This window comes from uncultured Paraglaciecola sp. (assembly GCF_963977085.1).
In the GTDB taxonomy this organism is placed as follows: domain Bacteria; phylum Pseudomonadota; class Gammaproteobacteria; order Enterobacterales; family Alteromonadaceae; genus Paraglaciecola.
In genome coordinates this window covers 22,783-42,084 of sequence record NZ_CAXBNC010000004.1, presented here as the reverse complement: position 1 = coordinate 42,084, position 19,302 = coordinate 22,783, and the positions used below count along the sequence as shown (strand labels likewise).

The window sequence follows — 19,302 nt, the reverse complement described above, 5'->3', positions numbered from 1 at the left end:
CAGTGGAACTTGTCTTACCCTCGGCCTATTCCGAGGGCAAGTTTTATAACCTTAGAATTTTAACGTATAGCCCAAACTAACTATACGACCTTGACCTTTAAAATAATTTCTCCACTGGTCAACCTGAGAATGACTTAAGAAATATGACTTATCTAACAGGTTATCTATCCCTACGCTGAACGTGGCATTGTCTAATTGATAATTAGCATTTAAGTCAAAAAGAGTATAGCCGTCTATATGCTCTTCACCTGCTTGACCTTCGTTTATATCATTATCAAGTACAGTGCGAGCACCAAGTACAACCATACCTTCATCTGAAAACATCCAGTTTGCGGTTAGCACCACTTTGTCTGGACCAACATCACGTATTCCCATTTCGCGATCAAGGGGTCCAGTATCTCCGGTACGAGTTTTACCTTCAGTATGTGAATACATAGCATTCAGTTCAATGGCGTCGGTGACTTTGTAACCCGCAGTCATCTCGTAACCTTTAATCTCAGTCGGTCTACGCAGCATAATATAATCTTCAGTTTCAGGGTCGACTCTTAAGCTCACCCCAAATTCTGAGTCAGACAGATAATACGATGCCCCAAAGTTGGCCCGCTCACCATTCCAGTTAAATCCTATCTCTTTGTTTTGTACAACTATAGGTTGTAAGTCAAGAATTCCATCTACTGAAATAGGATCATCGTTAGGACATCCATCAGGTTGCGTGCCGCCAAACGGCACACCACCTTCACTGGTATCGTTGGAGCAACTAATGTTACGTAGAGGAATACCAACGTTAGGCAGTGTGAAGCCTTTAGCTGTAGAAATATATGCGGAAAAATCGTCAGTTATTCGCCAAATTGCACCCAAATTGGTTAATGTTTCCTGATAATCTAAGGTACCACCAGAGACTTCACGACGGTCGCGGTACCAGGTTGTAGTGTAGTCATCCACTTTTAATTGACCATCTTCACGACGAACTCCGCCGGTTACAGTAACATCACCTAAGTCATAAGAAAGTTGGAAGAAAGGCGTTTTGCTGGTGTATTCCATAGGCGGGACCCAAACACGATTAGTCAGTGCTAAGAGTTGCTGAGCCGTATCTGTCACAACATCCAAGCCAACTTGTAACTCTAAATCTCTGACTCCAAAGATATCTAATTTCGTCCAAGAAGATCTCAAGCCCTCTTTATCAGAATGGATCTCCGACTGATCAATTAATGGAAAATCACTAATTGGCACACCATTTTCATCTAGTGCTATTGGTGCAATTAAAGGATCTTGTTTGTCAATACTATTTTCGGCCTCGTAACGCATTCCTTGATCAGCGCTATAATACTGAACCCAAAAAGAACCGCCAAGAAAATCGTCATGGGTATAGGTCAGGCTCTGTTGACTAAAATCGTTAAAGCTTGCTCTTGCTCCTAATGGACGTCCAGGCTCTGAAGTGCTACTTAGGCCTGTCTCTCTGTCACCATCGACTAAAATATAATTACCTTGGCCAGCTATGTTAAAACGGCTTAAAGACAGTTCTAGACGTTGCTCGTCCTGATCGCCAAAATTGGTCCCCACTTTTACAAACAAATTGTCAGATTCTGAATCCATTGCAGAACCACTAGTGCCTAAACCAATGCGACGGCCATCTGCATCGTAACCAATGCCTGTTTCAGAAAAAGACGCAGCCAAAACTAAGTCATAATTATCTTCTAGGTGTGCCACATTAAAACCTAGTCTCCAACTTTCACTATCGTCTTCAAACTGAGTTCGATATTGAGATGACAAAGTGACTTCTGTCCCTCTTTTAGTAGGAGTACGTGAAATGTAATTAATAATCCCACCCGCGGCGCCAACACCTTCAGAGGCTGAAGGACCATTAATAACCTCTACGCGTTGGATAATTCCCATATCAGTAAAAATACCTGCCCGATTCCCTTCTCGTAATGGAGAGCCTTGAGGTACGCCGTCAAATAACCTTAATGCGACACGGCCACGAAGGGTTTCCCCTGAATTAGACATTTGTTGAGTGGATTCTGAATACCCAGGAATGGTTCTGGTTAGTAACGATGTTGCATCAGAGGTCAAAGCGATATTGCGACTCACTTCCTCTTGAGAAATAACATTAATGGCGCCGGGAATTTTATTTGCAGCTTTGGGCTGTCTAGAACCAGTAACAATGATTTTCTCAACGCTAGCTATCGATTGTTGTTCATCACTAGTAGAGTTTTCAGTGCTTTCAGCGGCTTGCTGCGCAAAAGAAGTCGTGGGCAATAATGGCAGCATCGCCATATTAGCAATAATTATTGCGGACAATTTTTTCATTTTTTTATTATGCATTTTTTAGCCTCTATAAAATATGTGTTCTCGACTTAACAAAAGCCAGTTCAACTAGCCTGAAACAATCAATGAAAATAACCGTCAAGCTGTAAAATTTATGTAAAGAATATGTTTCACACAAAAAATATACGGTAACCAAATGATGAACAAAATCCCTCAACAGTATCTTCAGAATAAAGATAAAGTTACTTCTCAAGTCTTATACAAATAAAACAACCTACATCAAGGGCTGCAAAACTAGCCATATGGAGGATAAATTGGATAGGGAAAAACGTATAAACTTGAGATGAAATGCGCATCATAGCGCTGCCAAAGGGGCATAATAACGTGAAATTGAATTTTTATTTGCTCAAACTTGAATTACTTTAAGGTACTAACTTGTAAAATTTTTAATGTCACTTGTCATATTTATATCTGAGAAGTTAGTCAAAAACTATTAGCCTTTTACTAAAGTCTGGTAGATATTGCGAAAAACGATAGTATCCATATGTTTTGAATTAAGAGCCACTGAGTTAACTCTTTAGCAACTTTTAGTTATATTCAAAAACATGGAAACCTACAATAAATTAACAATGAGATTTGATGTCTAAAACATGTTGCGCATATATGCTGGTCTTTTTGATGGACATTTGGCTGCCTGCGAACGCCCTCAATTGCGCTGTTGAGGATATTGTGACAAGTAAATTACCCACTGTTCATCAGCTTCTTGTTCCTAAAGAGTATGATAAAAATCGCAGTCTCGGCTATCCCGTTATATATATATTAAGTTCTGAGAAATTAAGCGACAACAAGCGCAACAAAATTTATGACACTTTCGATAATATGATAAGCAAAGGGGTTATTGAACCTGTCATCGTTGTGGTAGTGGAAGTAGAAAATACTGTTATAGGTGATACAAAAAATATTGTTTTGTCTCAATACAAAGTAATACAGGAAGCGATTAACTGTGTGGACAAGCATTATAACTCACGCTCACAACCTGATGGACGATTATTGATTGGTGGGCTAGTCAGCACGGTATTTGGACTTACTCATCCTGAGTTATTTAAGGGCATTGTCACTCTCAATTTTCCAGGCCTATTTAGTCAAAATCAATGGGATGAAGAATTAGTCTCTCGTTCTATTGCTCGCTATGTGGAGCAATCAGTGCGAATTCCGCTTTTTATTATTGCAGGGAAAGATATTGAGGACTCATACCCAGACCATCAATTACACCATTCGCAAACTGAGGATGTAACTAACAACATACAAGCAGTACAGTTATACCAACAACTGCATAAAGCCAACGTGTTTCAGAAAAAATTTAGTAAATACAATGATGTCCCAGCAAATCCTGCCGAATTAAGAATTTTGTACGGAAGTCCGACAAAAAATGCTTGGATAAACGGGATTGAAGAAAGCTTGAAATTCTTTTTTGATTACAAAAAGAGGCCTTTAGCGCCCCCCCTCTATGATCCTTCAATATTTCAGGCAGCCAACAAAGGGCAGGTACTGACCAATCAGTTAAGTGGTGAGACTTCACTAAAACAGACTCCAATAAAACTATCTTATAAAGTTTATTTACCCTATGCCTACAACGGTAATAGCGATATTAAATACCCTGTTTTATATCTACTACACGGTAGCGCTGGAAATGAAACAAGTTGGAACGAATTTTGGCCGATTTTAGATACAATGATTGAGCAAGAAAGGATCCCTCCCGTTGTTGCTATTGCACCTATCACCGGCAATAGCTACTGGATTGATTCGAAAAAATATGGCCCTATAGAGTCAATAGTTATTCAAAAACTGATACCAGAAGTAGATGCCAAATATCGAACGATAAGCCAAAAATCAGGAAGGGGTATAGTTGGATTTTCTATGGGAGGGTATGGCGCTTTACGCTATTCCCTTGTTTATCCAAAACTGTTTAGCTCTGCCGTGTTATTAAGTCCAGCAATTCAGCATGACGATGCGCCCATCACATCTGGGGCAGTGACACGGGGAGCATTTGGCGAACCTTTTAGCCTATCCAAATGGAACACACTCAACTACCCAGTTGCGCTGCGGTCTTATCTATCACAAAAACATAGAGTCCCAATTTACCTTATTACTGGAGATGACGATTGGAACCATATAAGTGAAAAAGATGATCTGCCAAAAGATGCACATCGTTATAATATGGAAGTACAGGCAGTCACTTTGCAGCAGCAACTCACCCAATGTGCCGAGCAAGAAAAAGCCCATTGCATACCCAGCCAAGTGCAATTAAGTATTCTGAATGGTGGCCATGACCTTGATGTTTGGGCTGTAGGTTTTCAACAAGGTATACAATTTATGTTTGCGAATGGATTATCTCGATCTTTTTAACAACGAGTAACTCAATTTTTGCATTCGCTTTAAACAAAATGAAGCAGATAGCTAATTCGCCCATAAAGTTGCTCTAAAAGCCGAATTAACTTTTTTTCTTCCAACAGAAATTCTAGTTGGAATGCGACAAATATACTTTGAAACCTGGTAGGCTGGGAGCCTATTTTGCAGCAATTAATATTACGAGCAGTCTTAAAAACAGCACAATATAGTTCGAAAGGATTCGAGTCAAAACCTGCATAGATGCAGGTGCCAGACAGGCTATGCTATTAATCCCTATAATCGGGTAATCCAAGCTTTCCTATTTACCCAAACCCCAAACACAAAAAAACCGACATAAGTCGGTTTATTGTTATTTGCAAAGTGGTACCAGTGGGCGGACTCGAACCGCCACGCATTGCTGCAACGGATTTTGAATCCGTCATGTCTACCAATTCCATCACACTGGCTTTGCAAACATCTGTCGTTTGGTTGAACCAAACGACAAGAGGCGAGCATTATAGCGAGCAGCGCCTGCCTTGCAAGTTTTTTGTGACATTATCATGACTCATTGCTGACTTTTTAATCAGCCAAGGTGTCATCACGCTATTGCGGCTGACTCAATCGGAAAATTGCCTAATCATCGAGCCTAATGTTTCTTTGGCATCACCAAATATCATGCGACAGTTGGGTTTGAAAAACAGTGGGTTATCGATACCTGCAAAACCCGAGGCCATGCCGCGTTTTAGTACAAAGACGTTTTTCGCAAGATCCGCATTAATGACTGGCATGCCGTAAATGGGACTGCCTTTCATTTCTCGGGCGGCGGGATTGACCACATCGTTGGCACCAATCACCATAGCGACATCAAAGTTTTGAATACGTTTGTTGATTTCGTCCATTTCAAATAACTGCTCATACGATACATCGGCCTCGGCTAAGAGTACGTTCATGTGTCCTGGCATTCGGCCCGCGACAGGGTGAATGGCATAGGCCACTTCGGCGCCGTTTTCTTCTAACAGTTGTTGTAACTCTTTCATGGCGTGTTGCGCTTGTGCCACTGCCATGCCGTAACCAGGGATAACAACCACAGACTGAGCGGCTTCGAGCACGTAATAGGCATCTTCGGCTGAGAGGGGTTTCACCTCTCCTTCTATCACCATGTCTGTTTTGGTCACAGGCATAAAACCACTGAATAACACATTAGTTAACGAGCGATTCATGGCTTTACACATAATATTGGTCAAGATAATACCGCTGGCCCCCACTAATGAACCGGCAACTATTAGGATGTTATTGTGCAAGGCAAACCCGGCGGCACAGGCGGCCAGTCCCGAGTAGGAATTAAGCAGTGATATAACCACTGGCATGTCAGCCCCACCTATGGGTAATACCAGCATAATGCCAAATAACAAAGCTAATCCTATAGCCACATACAACACCAGATTAAAATCAATGTTCAGCCCCCTTAACATTGTAGGTTGCGCCACAAAGAGGTAAGCAGTAAAAATAATGGTCAATACTAGCAGGCTATTAAACACAGCTTGTCCAGTAAAAGTGACTGAGCGGCCGGTAATACGTTCACTGAGTTTGGCCCATGCAATCAGGCTTCCAGAAAACGTCACGCCGCCAATTAACAAGGCCAAAAAAGTCACTATCATAGTAAAAGCAGAGATCTCATTGTTACCTGCAACTGTCGCCCAAGCTACAAATAAACTGGCCAATCCACCTATACCATTTAATAAAGACACCATTTCAGGCATGGCGGTCATGGCTACTATCCTCGCAGCAAGCACACCTAATACGCTGCCCGCTAACATCGCAATGGCTATCACCTGAAAACTCACAATATTGTTGTCGAACATAGTCACAACAATGGCAATTAGCATGGCTACGGCAGAGAGTAAGTTGCCTTTGCGAGCTGACGAAGGATGGCCCAGTAACTTTAGACCAAAAATAAATAAAGCCGCGGCAAGCACATAGCTGAAGTTAATTATCAGATCAGTGGTGTTGGTTTCAATCATCATATTTTCCTAGTGCTTTTTCTTAAACATGGCGAGCATTCGGTCGGTAACTAAATAGCCACCCACAACGTTTATGGTTGCCAAAAAGACGGCGAATGCACCTAAGTATGTGGAATAGTCGGCCATGTTGTCGCTGCCAGCCAAGGCCAGTGCACCCACAACTGTGATACCAGAAATGGCATTTGCTCCCGACATTAAAGGTGTATGCAAGGTCGCAGGGACTTTTTGGATCAGTTCAAAACCAACAAAAATCGACAATAATAAAATAAACAGTAAATATACGGCGTCCATTAGGCTTCCTCTTTTTCTTTTGTGGATGAAACATTTGCGGCATAAATAGACTGAAGCATGGCATTCACCACTTGCCCTTTATGGGTAATGATGCAGCCAGACTGCACTTCGTCTTCAAGATGCAAGGTGAAAATATTATCTTCTTGGTGCCAAAATTCGCTGATCAGATTAAACAGGTTGTTGGCATACATCTGGGTAGCATGTTTAGCCACACCATTAGCCCAACTGCCTGTGCCAATAATGGTCACCCCTTGGTGTTTAACAACTTCACCCGACACGCTGCCTTCAACATTACCGCCATTTTCGGCAGCCATATCCACGATCACGCTGCCAGCCTGCATAGACTCCACTGTTTGCAGATCAATAAGCTGTGGCGGTTTACGTCCAAACAATTGTGCAGTGGTGATCACTATGTCTGAATCGGCAATACATTTGGCTTGTTCTCGCTGCTGAATTTGCATCTGCTCTGGGGTCAAAGCTTGCGCATATCCCTGCCCGGTTTCACCGGTTTCGCCTAAATCTATATGTAAAAACTTTGCCCCTAGGGATTGCACCTGCTCGGCAACCACAGTTCGAGTATCGAAAGCAGTTACGCTGGCACCTAAACGTTTTGCTGTGGCAATGGCTTGTAAACCAGCGACCCCAGCTCCAATAACAAAGACCTTTGCGGGTTTAAGTGTGCCAGCCGGAGTCATCATCATAGGTAACACACTGGCTAGGTGATTCACCGCTTGCATCACCATTACATAACCCGCCAAGCTGGCCTGAGAACTAAGGGCATCCATTTTTTGACAGCGACTAATGCGGGGGACCATTTCCATGCTAACGCTAGTAATGTTTTTGTCACATAAGCGCGTCACAAACGCCTTCTCATTGAAAGGGTCTAAGTAACTGACAATGACGGTGTGGGGCTTTAGATGTTCTAAGTCGTCCTCACTAAGCTTATGCAAACTCAGCACTATGTCAGCATGGGTTAATAACTCACTGCGACTTGCCACAACGTCGGCACCTGCTGCCACATAGTCTTCATCACTCACATGGAGAGACGCGCCTATACCCGCCTGCACCTGCACGGTCGCACCTAATAACTTGTACGCCTTAACGTTAGCGGGTAACACAGCACAGCGCTTTTCCTGTGGCTTTAGTTCAGCAGGGAACACCAAAATCGTCATAAATACCTCAAAATTAAATGCACTATAATAAATATGTCTTATTTAAGAATAGAATGTAAATTCACAGTATTTATGTTCAATATGATAATGACAGGATTTTTAATGAGGCAAAAAAAAGCCACCAGCTGTATTTACAGCATGGTGGCTGGTTTAATTTTGTTAATGCTAGTTTTGAACTAAGGCTGAATGGATAGTATCGAATGCATTACTTGGCGCAATAGCACCAGGGTGCTGGATCACAATGGCCGCCGAGGCAGCTGCAAGTTCAACAGAGGCGGTAACATCATGCCCTGCTAATCTGGCTCCCAAATAAACACCATTAAAGGAATCACCGGCAGAGGTCGTATCAACAACATTGGTTACTGGTGTAATGGCCACATGTGTGAGCTCATCCGCTAACTGGCAATAAACACTCTCTGGACCATTTTTAAGCACCAATTCAGTGATATCAAACGGCTTACAAAACGCTAGGATGTCTTCTAATGTTTCTATGTTGTAAAGCTGTTTAAAATCATCCACACCCGGCAGCATGATATCGCTTGCAGCATAGGCTTTGGCAAATTCTGCTTTGGCTTCGTCTGGGCCATTCCAAAGACGAGGGCGATAATTGGGATCAAAACCAATTTTTACACCCGCTGCTTTTAGCTGCGCTAACATCGCCCAAAACGCATCTCTATCTTGGGGCTCTAAAATCGCTATAGAGATACCCGAAAAGAAAAACAAATCAGTTTTACAAAGCGCATCGATAACGCCTTGATCGACATATTGCATCACTTGTTTAGCGGCAGAACTATCGCGCCAATATAAAAATGAACGCTCACCCTGCTCATCTGTTTGCACTAAATAAATGCCAGGATTTCTGTCGCTTTTAGCAAGCACATACTGGTTATTAAGATCTTCTGCACTACATGCAGCGACCATTTGTTGACTAATAGTGTCTTGCCCAACTGCTGTCATAAAAGCGATGTCTTGCTGTGCAAATAGTCGCTTCATGTAGACTGCTGTATTAAAAGTATCACCAGCAAATGACTGATTCATTACCCCATCTTTTGCTTGGCGAAGTTCAAGCATACATTCGCCCATTAATACTATTTTTTGCATGGTAAACCTTGGATATTGTTCGCAAGTAAAAACTTGCGAACCTTAATTAAAATTAGTTTTTACTTATTACTTTTTAGAGGCTCTATTTTAGGGCAAAGGAACAAAATACTTAGCATGACTATAGTAGCCAACGCCGCACCAAGAATGAAAACGTTGTGGTAGTTTGCCCCAGCGGTCAAAAATGGAACCGTTGCAGTTAAACCTGCAGCTGAAAATTTCGCAGCCATACCCGCGAAACCCGCTAACGAACCCACACTGTCTTTACCTAACATATCACTAGGTAATGTTTGAATACTACCAATGGACGTTTGAAAACCAAATAATATTGCAGCCATAATAAGAACTGCACTGTTAGCACTTCCTGGATTAGATAACAATAACAATGAAGGCAGCATGATTAAACACCCCAGCACAATCACAGCTTTTCGGGTTTTGTTAACGCTCCAACCGGCTTTAATTCGGTTTTGAGATAATAGACCACCAAACCAAGCGCCAAACATGGCGCCTACATACGGCACCCAACCAATAATGGCTAAACCTTTAACGTCCATATTGTAAACTTCTACAAGATAGGTGGGGATCCACACAATAAATAACCACCAAATGGGATCAATAGCAGCTGTAGCAATAATTACGCCCCAACTTTCTTTACGGCGCAACATCTCTCCATAAGTAGGTACGTATTCATTTGCTTTTTCTTCACTTCCATCAGCAGAAACCGCTTTCTGGCCTGATAAGATATATTCACGCTCTTCATCGGTTATCCAAGGATGCTTAATGGGTGGCGCTTTCACTAACACTAACCATGGAATTAACCATAGAAGCCCCACAAGACCTATTAAGACAAAAATAATCTTCCAACTGAAGAATAATGCTAAATACGCAATGAGTGGCACTGAGATAATACCACCGATTGCTGCGCCCGAATTAAAAATCCCCTGAGCTAAAGCACGCTCTTTACTTGGAAACCACTCGGCGTTAGCTTTTGCTGCACCGGGCCAGTTACCTGCTTCTGACATACCTAGGAGTGCACGGAAAATACTAAAGGTTAAAATGCCTTGAGCAAATGCATGTAATGCTGTTGCTAAAGACCATACACCAATGGATAAAACAAAACCTAGACGGGTACCAATCCAATCAAAAATTTTGCCGAATACTGCCTGACCTATCGCATAAGAGAATAAAAAGACTACGCTTACGGTTCCTAAAACTTGTTTTAGTTGGTCGGCATTTTTCTCAGGATAAATTTCACTGCCCATATAAGGCCAAAGAACACTCAGCGCTTGCCTGTCAATGTAGTTTATAACTGTGGCTAGTGCGATTAACGCTATTACCCACCAGCGTAAATTTTTCATTTTCATATACTTCTACTCGTATTATTTGGCTAAAAAATCTTATCTATGAGAATTAAACAATTAGTTAAAAACTACTGTTTTTATCAATTAACACTCAAATCTTATTTACACTTCAAATTCTTCACATTCACCATATATGAATCACATCGGGTTTGTTCTTTGGTGATAACAGCAACTTTCATTTGGCTAAACGATTAACCTAACTCAACACTACTCGTGTCTTTTCATTTAGCAACTAACTTTGCTGTTACTTGTTAATAATATTGTTATCTAAGGTGGCAGTGTGCGGCCCACTGGCGCGCAGCTCAACCACTTTAGGCGCAAGCGTAGCGGTAAACTCATTGTTAGCCACAGCTGTTATCGGTTCACCTACTGTATGCTCAATGTCTACCGGGGCTGAATCAAACCATTTGTTTTCACTGATTTGTGCAACTTGTACACCGTGCAGAGATACCGATGCCGCATTTTTATTACGCTTACCTTTACCAACATTTTTAAGCACATTGCCTTTCATTATAAAGTGCGGTCCAAAGGTACTTTCATCTGTGCCACCTCGGTACACTTTAGCAACAGCACCCTCTACATTTTCAAGTAAATTATTGTTGAAGTAGATGTACTCTGCGTTATAAATCCCTAAATCATCGGTTTCTTTGTTTAGGCGCATGATATCACCGGTGATTTGGCTCATTGTTGTATTGGTAATTTTTATATAATCGGCAAGGCTTCTGTGACCAGCGTCAAAAAGGTGGTATGAATGATTAACATTCAGATCTTTAATAATACTCCCTGCAATTTCTAAACGATAATTGCGTTGCATAGGAATTCTAGACGTACGTATTAAAGTGTTGCCTGCAGAGTCCGGTGCACGTTTTCCACTGATAACTAAGTTAACTAACTTCAAACTACCAAAATTATTGATATCAACAAAAGTTGAACGTTCGGGATATAAAGTAACGTGTTTTCTATTTTTGGCCTTTATAGTGATAGTTTTATTCAACTTGATAACTTTACCAATATAGTAATCACCATTTTCTAATAAGAGTACATCACCAGAATTGGCATTATTGATAGCATTAAACAGTGCATTTTCAGTGGCTGTGACTTCGATAACTTTTCCAGAATCAAAATCTATATCAGGTTCCGTTTTTGGGTAATAACTAGCGCCGACTTGGTCTTTTTGTATTGGCTTTAATGTCTCAGAGCTGCCTACTTTTGGCATTTTACCTACTGGATATAACAAGCCATTTTCAGCCCGTTCCATGGTCAAGTCAGTCACTTTAAAACCATTATTAATTGAAGGTTCGATACCCTTTGAGACTAAATTCCCCGTAAACTTCACACCACTGATATCATCAAAGATACTAATTCCATCAGTGTTTTTACTGTTAAAAATCAAGTTATTTTGAAATTGACTATTGATAGGGGCCGCAGTTCGTTCAGCATCACTACCTGCTGCAAAATGAATATGATCAACATCAACTAAGGTATTATTTTCAATTAATGCGTTATCAACTTGATGATAGCGATTGATAGTAGAATTAGGCACACCGTTCATAATAGTAAAGCCACTGCCAAAACGGTAACCGGTTAACCCTTCCATATAGTTATTTCGAATAATTTGATCGCGATTAATGACCCGAATGCCACCCGTATGATCTACGCCATTACCAAAAAAGACATTGCCTTCGACTAAGTTACCATTGCCGTGACGAAGTGTCAGTGTGCCGCGAGATTCAAAAAACACATTATTTAAAATGCGGTTTTTGCCCGACTTGTTAGAAATAATTTCAACTTCACCATTACAACGGTCAAAGTAGTTATTTTCGATAGTGGTAAAAGAATCAGTTAAAGAATAATGGCTGGTGCCAATTCGTAAGGTCTCGCCACCATTTGAGCCTAATATTGGTCGAGGACCAAAATAGTTATGGTCTATTTGATGGTAATTTTGTTGACTGTTTTCATTGGGTAGACGCACGGCCATGGTGACACCTGCATTACGTTTTCCTACCAAATTACTATGGTCAAATCGGTTATGTTTACCATACATGACCACCCACTTATCTTGTTCGAACTTTTCTGGATTACTAAAGTTATCGATGACCACTTGGGTGACACGGCTGTGATTGGCCAAGTTATCGTCATTTTGCTTAAAAGAAATAACTTCGCCAGTTGGGGTATAACCGTCTTTAAACACTAGACCCGATACCACTAAATATTCACCGGCTAAACGTAAGTTAGACAAACCAGTTAAGAAAACCTGCCCTGGGGTTTCAGCACGCAAAGTAATAGGTGCTTGTGCAGTGCCTTTTGCTTTAAATAAAACTTCAAAGTCTGTCCAAACACCATTTGCTAAAACGACTTCGTCGCCAGCGTCTAGGTCTGAAGTGACTTTTTTATATTCGTCAGGCGTTTTTACTAAATATTCTTTAGCAAATGTATTTTGACTGAATAAAACAATAACTACATAGGTAAAAACGATATAGGAAAAACTGCGTGGCATAATATTGCTCTTGTGACTAATAAATTAAATATTAGATAGTGAAAATAATAAAATGAGCTCTCAATATTACAGAGAGCTCATGTTGTTTAATAACTAGGCTAAACAAATTCTGACTATCAGAGCGTGTTTAGCCATTTGTTATAGCTTGTATTGGATCCCTGCAAAAATGCGAGGTCCGTAAACATTGATCTCACCGAAGTTTTCTCGAGATGGGATGAATTGTCTTTTAGGTTCATCGAACAAATTAATGCCCGCAAGAGACAATTTAATGTTTTTATTCAGCTTATAGCTAACGCGCGCTTCATACACACCTGTGTCACCTACATATCTCAAGTTACCTGGCGTTGAGACATATTGTTGGAAATATTCACTACGGTATTTGTATATTAACTGCGCGTTAAATCCGCCATCTTGATAATAAAACTGACCTGACATGACTGTATCTGAAAAGCCAAAGATCTCAGCAGAATCTACTAGTCCAATGCGTTCTGTAACCGACCCATCTGCACCGACAATATTAGACGCACCGAAAATCGCATCTTCTACTTCGAAATCAGAATCAGCCCAGTTATAACTTAACTTAACCCCAAAGTTACTCCAAAAGCTTGGCAGGTAAGTAAATGCGTGACTCGCTGTCATTTCGACACCGTATATGGTGCTAGTGTCTTTAGTGGTTTGTTGCACAGTCACTAAGGTATCTAATGCTTGACCATCTACAGTAAAGGTTTCATTAGTTGAAACATTTTCAAAACCGCCTTCAAAGGTTTTGTAATAACCACCAAACGCTAGGATAGTATCGTCGTTGGGATACCACTCAATGGCTAAATCAGCATTCCAAGAAGTAAATGGTTTGATGTTTGGATTACCGTTAGCGACGGCAGTACCTATGGCAACATCAATTGACTCAACCCCTTCGCTTTCGTCGGTAAGACCAGTAAATGTGCGTCCAAAACCCATATCTGACGGAGAAGGGCGAGACAATGCTCTAAATAAAGCCCCTCTTAATAAGACATCATCATTCAACTCCATGACAACATTGAGGCTAGGTAACAATTCTGAGTAACTACTACCGCCAGAAACCGCAATCAAGTCAGCTCCACTCACTAAATCAATGCTAGTGATACTAGGCACACCATCAACATCGGTAATGGTCGTTTCTAAAGGTCCTCTTAGGCCAATTGACGTAACGTCTGTCTTAACATAACGCACCCCAAAATTACCACGTACAGGGTAATCGCCAATGACAGTATCGTAGTCAGCTTGTATATAAGCAGCGAATGTTTCTTCTTGTACATCTACATTGGCAACCGTCTGCTCTGGTTCCGGAATCACAGGCGTGCCACCTATAACCGCAGTGGCAATACATAAGGGGTCAAAAGAAGCAAAAGCATTACCCGTTCCTTGCGCGATGACGTTACCTTGTGAATCAACGTTAGTGATCAAAGGTTGGCCACCAGTAACAGCAGATAAAAACCCGCTCTCAGGAAAACTACTATTTTGACAATTGGCGATGGCTTCATACATCACGGTGTCATCATTATTGGTATATTCATCACGAGCTCGCGGCGCGCTATCAAATTCCAATTTTGAAAATCGTAGGCCACCTTTTAACTGACTGATGAATTCACTATCAGCTAAATACTCAAAATCAGTTCTAAAAGCGGTTATTTTATTATTACGGAATTGATTAAGGTCTACTCGTGTGCGAGCAGCATCTGCAAAATTATTAGGATTCGACACATCAAAATTTCGCACTGTCATAATGGGGATCAGCGAACCATTTTGGCCAATTTCAACGGCTGTGTTGATATAACCTTCGTCTGCTGCACCTAATACTGGATTTCCCAAAATATCAGTTGGTTCAGATTGTAAACGTGTGTGATAAAGGTTTTCTACTCGTTCTGTTTCAGAAACAGAAAAATCAGCACTAATGGACAAAACGTCACTGGCGTCATAAATAAATGAAACACCACCCCCCTTATATTCCTCTAAACGTTCTAAGTAAGTACTAAGGGTTTCAATTCTTTGTCTGTATGTTCCAGAAACTAAAGATCCATCATCCGTAATAACCAGATCAACAGGCAGTTGTCCATCACGGGAAACAGTTGGGTCATCTAATCTTCTGCTGCTTGCAAAGACCAAATCATTTCTAATTTCACTGAAGTCACGGTTTGAATATTCAGCGTCTATGTTCATTTCAAACTGTTCGTTTGGTCGCCACTGCACAGCGCCGAATATAGATTGTCTATCATCATCAGTCGTATTTTGGCGATAAGAATACGAACTAGGAACAAAAACATAAGGGACACCTGCATCAGGTGATACGCCTGTAGCTGGGTCGACTTGATTGTCTATGCCACCATTGTCACAATCTCCACCATCGTCATATACACCAGTTGTAGAACTAGGGTCCACACGACAATCTCTCCAACCACTTGTAGTTCGAGCTTCTTGTTCAGGGTTAGTCGCTAAATTCTTTTGAGCGCCGATAGAAAAACCAATATCACCCAATTTGTCGGTTTCAATTTGATCCACAAAACTTAGGGTAATACGTGAACCAAAATCACGGGCACTATTATCTATATCACTTTCAGCAGGATTCCAGTTACCTTTGACTTCAGCTTGGAAACGGCGCTTCCCGTAGTCTAGAGGTTTCATGGTTTCTAATGAAATTTGACCAGAAACACCCCCTTCTATCAAACTGGCTTCTTGAGTTTTGTAAATTGCTATTTTATTAAAAAGCTCTGATGGGAATTGTGAGAAGTTAACTGATCGGTCGCCACTACCATTAGCCGCTTCACGACCATTAAATACTGTGCTGCCTAAAAACGGACCTAATCCACGAATAGATATTTCAGTCGCGCCACCTTGCTCACGGTGAGACGAGGCACCAGTTAGCGTTTCTAGTGCTTCACCGATTGAAAGTGCGGGTAGATCACCAATATCTTCAGCCGACAAACCGTCAACTATGCTAGTAGATAATTTTTTAATACTAATAGAATCTTGAATGGTTTTACGAACACCGGTAACTTCAATCACCTCAGTTGAATCATCAACGGCAGGAGCGGTGTCAGTTTGTTGTGCCATTGCAGGCATCCCCATCATACAAGCTAACGTTGATGCATATACGGTTTTGCTAAGTAGACGGCTAGACGTGCCTTCTCTCATAGCGCGACTGATCTTATTTAGTTTTATCATGTGTGCTCTCGCATTATACTTTTAGTGTACAGACAGCACAATGTAACCAATAGTTAAATACATTGTCAAACAAATATTAACCAATTTTACATTTGATATATTACCAATATAGTTTTTATTGGTAATAACATTTAAGCTTTATTTAATGTTACCAATTTGGTATTTAGTTAACATTATGGTATAACGTTAAAAAAGCTTAAGTGACACACCAGTTCGATATATCATACGATTATAAGTGTATGTATAAATAACGAGAGGAATAGAGGATGAAAAATAGGCGACTGTTTTGGACTATTGTCGAAAAGATAGAATCACTTATTGATTCTGGACAATACCCTGCCGGCAGTAGACTTCCGCCAGAAAGAGAGCTTGCAGAAAATTTTGAAGTAAGCCGTCCGACTATTCGAGAAGCCATTATTGCACTTGAAGTACTTGAAAAAGTTGAAGTGAAAACCGGTTCAGGTGTGTACGTATTAGAAAATTCCAAAAAGAAAAATGTTCATCATAATATTAGTGCCTTTGAACTGACTCAGGCCAGAGCATTGATAGAAGGTGAAGCGGCTGCGCTTGCAGCTACCACCATTTCAGAAGAAGAACTGGTTCGCTTAAATCAAACTCTGATTGAAATGGAAAAAGGTGACAACCCTGAAGCGGCTGATAAAGAATTTCATTTGATCATATCAACAGCGACCCGTAACAGTGCTGTTTTGATGGCGGTAACTAGCTTATGGGCGATGCGTGAAACCAGTCCAACAGTCAAAATGGCATATAAGGGCGTATGCAGCCAGAGTGATTCAAAGAGATTAGACGAACACAAAGCTATTTATAGCGCATTGGTTAATCGAGACTCACAAGCAGCTAGAGCGGCAATGCACTTACATTTTAATCGACTTATTAATGCATTGTTTGAAGCCAGCGAAGCAAGAGCCTTAGAAGAAGTAAGAAGACAAACCAGTCAAACTCGTGACTTATATTCCCTGAGTCATTTAGTTTCTTAAGTTTAGTTTTGTAAGGCACGATTTTAAAATCGTGCCTTACAATCGTTATTCAAACATCCCCTTGCATCCCCATAGGGTAATAGCAGTCATCCGTTTTCCTTTGCAACTCCCACATTAAATCTCAATTATATATTTAAAAAACACGCGGCTATATCTGCTGTTATTTCAAATATATTGAACGCTGATTAAAAAACTAACCAATAAAAAAGGCCATGTATCAACATGGCCTTGCAGGGTACAGTAGCTAATATTCTACTTTTATTATTAATTGGTTGTGATGGCGAATCCTAAGAAAAAAGCATTCCGCCATTGATATCAATATTGTTTCCTGTCATATACGAAGACTCATCTGAGGCCAAGAACCCCACAAGTTTCGCTACTTCTTCTGACGTCCCTTCACGTTTCGCACAGGTCATACCGGCTACTTTTTCACGTACTTCTCCAGGTGTGAATGTGTCGTGGAATCCAGTACTGATCATGCCAGGACACACACCGTTTACTCGGATATCTGGGCCGAGCTCTTTGGCCAAACCACGTGTGAAGGTCATAACAGCTCCTTTAGACGTTGCATAAGCGACTGCTCCGCCACCGCCACCATCACGGCCGGCTTGAGATGCAAGAGTAACTATTGAGCTACCAGCACCTAAATGAGGGATACAGGCCTTGCTCATCATAAACAAAGATGTCAAATTCAAGTTCATCACATTGTTCCAATGTTCAATACTCATATCTGCAATTTTAATTCGCGCTAATAAACCACCAGAAACATGTACTAGGCAGTCGATTTTACCGAAGGTATCTAAGGTTGCCTTAACCGTCGCATCAACACTTGATTGATCTGTCAGGTCAGCTTGAAGAGCGATTGCTTTACCACCAAGAGCTTCAATTTCAGCTACTGCACTTTGGGCTGACGTTTCACTTGAATGGTAGGTAATGACTACCTTAGCACCACGTTGTGCTAATTCAATTGCGCAAGCACGACCTATATCTCTACCACCACCAGCTACAATGGCCACTTTGCCTTTCATTGTCATAAAGCTCTCCACTACATCGACTTAGATTATTAACATTTAACCTACAACTCGTAACCAATAGACAAAGAAGAAAGCCTTATCAAGTGGGTCAAGCAATCAGGTTTACTTTACAAAAATAACCAACGCCCCACCCTTTGTCAACCAATTAATTGCTTTTGGTATTACCAATAACCTCGTTAAAATTTAATTTTTAACATTAGATGCTGTAAAAAAATATCCCCGAAGGGCCACCTTAGCGTCTTTTTACACGCCTAAAGACATACTTTTATTAACATTCCATGTAACAATAAATAAGCAATACTGTATTACCAATAATATTTGTCTCAAAGTTTATACTGGCGCTGTTTTACTGGTAATATCTGATTTATTTTTCAAGGTTTATTTGTGGCATCTACAACCCCAAAACATTCTCGAGCAAGCTTCTTTCGCAGACTAGCAGCCATGGTTTATGACCTATTAGTAGCCGTAGCTGTAGGTATGTGTGCGGCAATGGTTATCTTGGTATCTATGTTGTTATTAGTAGAAAATAATATATTGGATAATCAAGGTTATGCGCATTTTAGTGATTTAATACAACACTCCTTTAGCTACCAACTCGCTGTACAGGTTTGGGTTTCCTTATGGGTTGTGGGCTTTTTCTTATGGTTTTGGCGTAATGGTGGTCAAACTATCGGCATGAGAGCCTGGCGATTACGCTTATTCAGCACCAATGACAAACCCTTTGGCTATGGCAGAGCTTTTTTGCGTTTGTTGTGTTCGTTTGGAGGTTTAGGCACATTATTAGTGTTGTTCGATTTCAAATCAAAACAGTCATTGCAAGATAGGATTGCTGGTACGGAAATTTTGGTGCTGAGTAAGGAAGACAACCATCATCAAGCATGGAAAAAGTTACAAGAGTAGATTTAACTATTCTTACCCTCGCAGTTCGCGAGTTCATTTAGAGTGTAAAATAAGCGGAATAACAGCAAAGCATATTAGT

Annotated in this window: 12 protein-coding genes and 1 tRNA gene; 3 read left to right on the top strand and 10 right to left on the bottom strand. The window is 40.9% G+C overall.

What is annotated here, in order from left to right; translation table 11 throughout:
• Positions 1 to 51: 51 nt before the first annotated feature.
• Complete coding sequence (locus AAC000_RS06015) at positions 52 to 2,322, bottom strand: TonB-dependent receptor (protein WP_339720982.1); 2,271 nt, start codon at positions 2,320 to 2,322, stop codon at positions 52 to 54.
• A 582-nt stretch (positions 2,323 to 2,904) separates the two neighbouring features.
• Here AAC000_RS06015 and AAC000_RS06010 point away from each other — a divergent pair.
• The gene (locus AAC000_RS06010; RefSeq protein ID WP_339720980.1) at positions 2,905 to 4,671 is read left to right on the top strand and encodes an alpha/beta hydrolase-fold protein; all 1,767 of its coding nucleotides are present in this window, start codon (positions 2,905 to 2,907) and stop codon (positions 4,669 to 4,671) included.
• Between the two features lie 364 nt (positions 4,672 to 5,035).
• Here the strand turns inward: AAC000_RS06010 and AAC000_RS06005 are convergent.
• From AAC000_RS06005 to AAC000_RS05970, 8 genes are all read right to left on the bottom strand, one after another.
• A tRNA-Leu gene (locus AAC000_RS06005) sits at positions 5,036 to 5,120 on the bottom strand.
• A gap of 150 nt (positions 5,121 to 5,270) precedes the next feature.
• The gene (locus tag AAC000_RS06000) at positions 5,271 to 6,674 is read right to left on the bottom strand and encodes an NAD(P)(+) transhydrogenase (Re/Si-specific) subunit beta (RefSeq protein WP_339721413.1); all 1,404 of its coding nucleotides are present in this window, start codon (positions 6,672 to 6,674) and stop codon (positions 5,271 to 5,273) included.
• A 9-nt stretch (positions 6,675 to 6,683) separates the two neighbouring features.
• The gene (locus tag AAC000_RS05995) at positions 6,684 to 6,965 is read right to left on the bottom strand and encodes an NAD(P) transhydrogenase subunit alpha (protein ID WP_339720978.1); all 282 of its coding nucleotides are present in this window, start codon (positions 6,963 to 6,965) and stop codon (positions 6,684 to 6,686) included.
• Positions 6,965 to 8,137, bottom strand: a complete 1,173-nt coding sequence (locus AAC000_RS05990) for an NAD(P) transhydrogenase subunit alpha (RefSeq protein ID WP_339720977.1) — start codon at positions 8,135 to 8,137, stop codon at positions 6,965 to 6,967. The genes AAC000_RS05995 and AAC000_RS05990 overlap by 1 nt, the downstream gene beginning before the upstream one ends.
• 165 nt (positions 8,138 to 8,302) lie before the next feature.
• A complete protein-coding gene (locus AAC000_RS05985) occupies positions 8,303 to 9,238 on the bottom strand; it encodes a sugar kinase (RefSeq protein ID WP_339720975.1) in 936 nt (311 codons plus the stop codon).
• A 59-nt stretch (positions 9,239 to 9,297) separates the two neighbouring features.
• The gene (locus tag AAC000_RS05980; protein WP_339720973.1) at positions 9,298 to 10,599 is read right to left on the bottom strand and encodes an MFS transporter; all 1,302 of its coding nucleotides are present in this window, start codon (positions 10,597 to 10,599) and stop codon (positions 9,298 to 9,300) included.
• A gap of 241 nt (positions 10,600 to 10,840) precedes the next feature.
• Positions 10,841 to 13,093, bottom strand: a complete 2,253-nt coding sequence (locus AAC000_RS05975; protein WP_339720971.1) for a polysaccharide lyase 6 family protein — start codon at positions 13,091 to 13,093, stop codon at positions 10,841 to 10,843.
• Between the two features lie 138 nt (positions 13,094 to 13,231).
• Positions 13,232 to 16,291, bottom strand: a complete 3,060-nt coding sequence (locus tag AAC000_RS05970; RefSeq protein WP_339720969.1) for a TonB-dependent receptor — start codon at positions 16,289 to 16,291, stop codon at positions 13,232 to 13,234.
• A 266-nt stretch (positions 16,292 to 16,557) separates the two neighbouring features.
• On the opposite strand from AAC000_RS05970, the gene AAC000_RS05965 reads away from it, so the two are divergent.
• A complete protein-coding gene (locus tag AAC000_RS05965; RefSeq protein ID WP_339720967.1) occupies positions 16,558 to 17,289 on the top strand; it encodes a FadR/GntR family transcriptional regulator in 732 nt (243 codons plus the stop codon).
• Positions 17,290 to 17,576: 287 nt separating this feature from the next.
• Here the strand turns inward: AAC000_RS05965 and AAC000_RS05960 are convergent, their stop codons facing one another.
• Complete coding sequence (locus AAC000_RS05960) at positions 17,577 to 18,323, bottom strand: SDR family oxidoreductase (RefSeq protein ID WP_339720965.1); 747 nt, start codon at positions 18,321 to 18,323, stop codon at positions 17,577 to 17,579.
• A gap of 384 nt (positions 18,324 to 18,707) precedes the next feature.
• On the opposite strand from AAC000_RS05960, the gene AAC000_RS05955 reads away from it, so the two are divergent.
• Positions 18,708 to 19,223 carry an RDD family protein gene (locus AAC000_RS05955; protein WP_339720963.1) on the top strand — a complete coding sequence of 172 codons (516 nt, stop codon included), beginning with the start codon at positions 18,708 to 18,710 and terminating at the stop codon, positions 19,221 to 19,223.
• Positions 19,224 to 19,302: the final 79 nt, after the last annotated feature.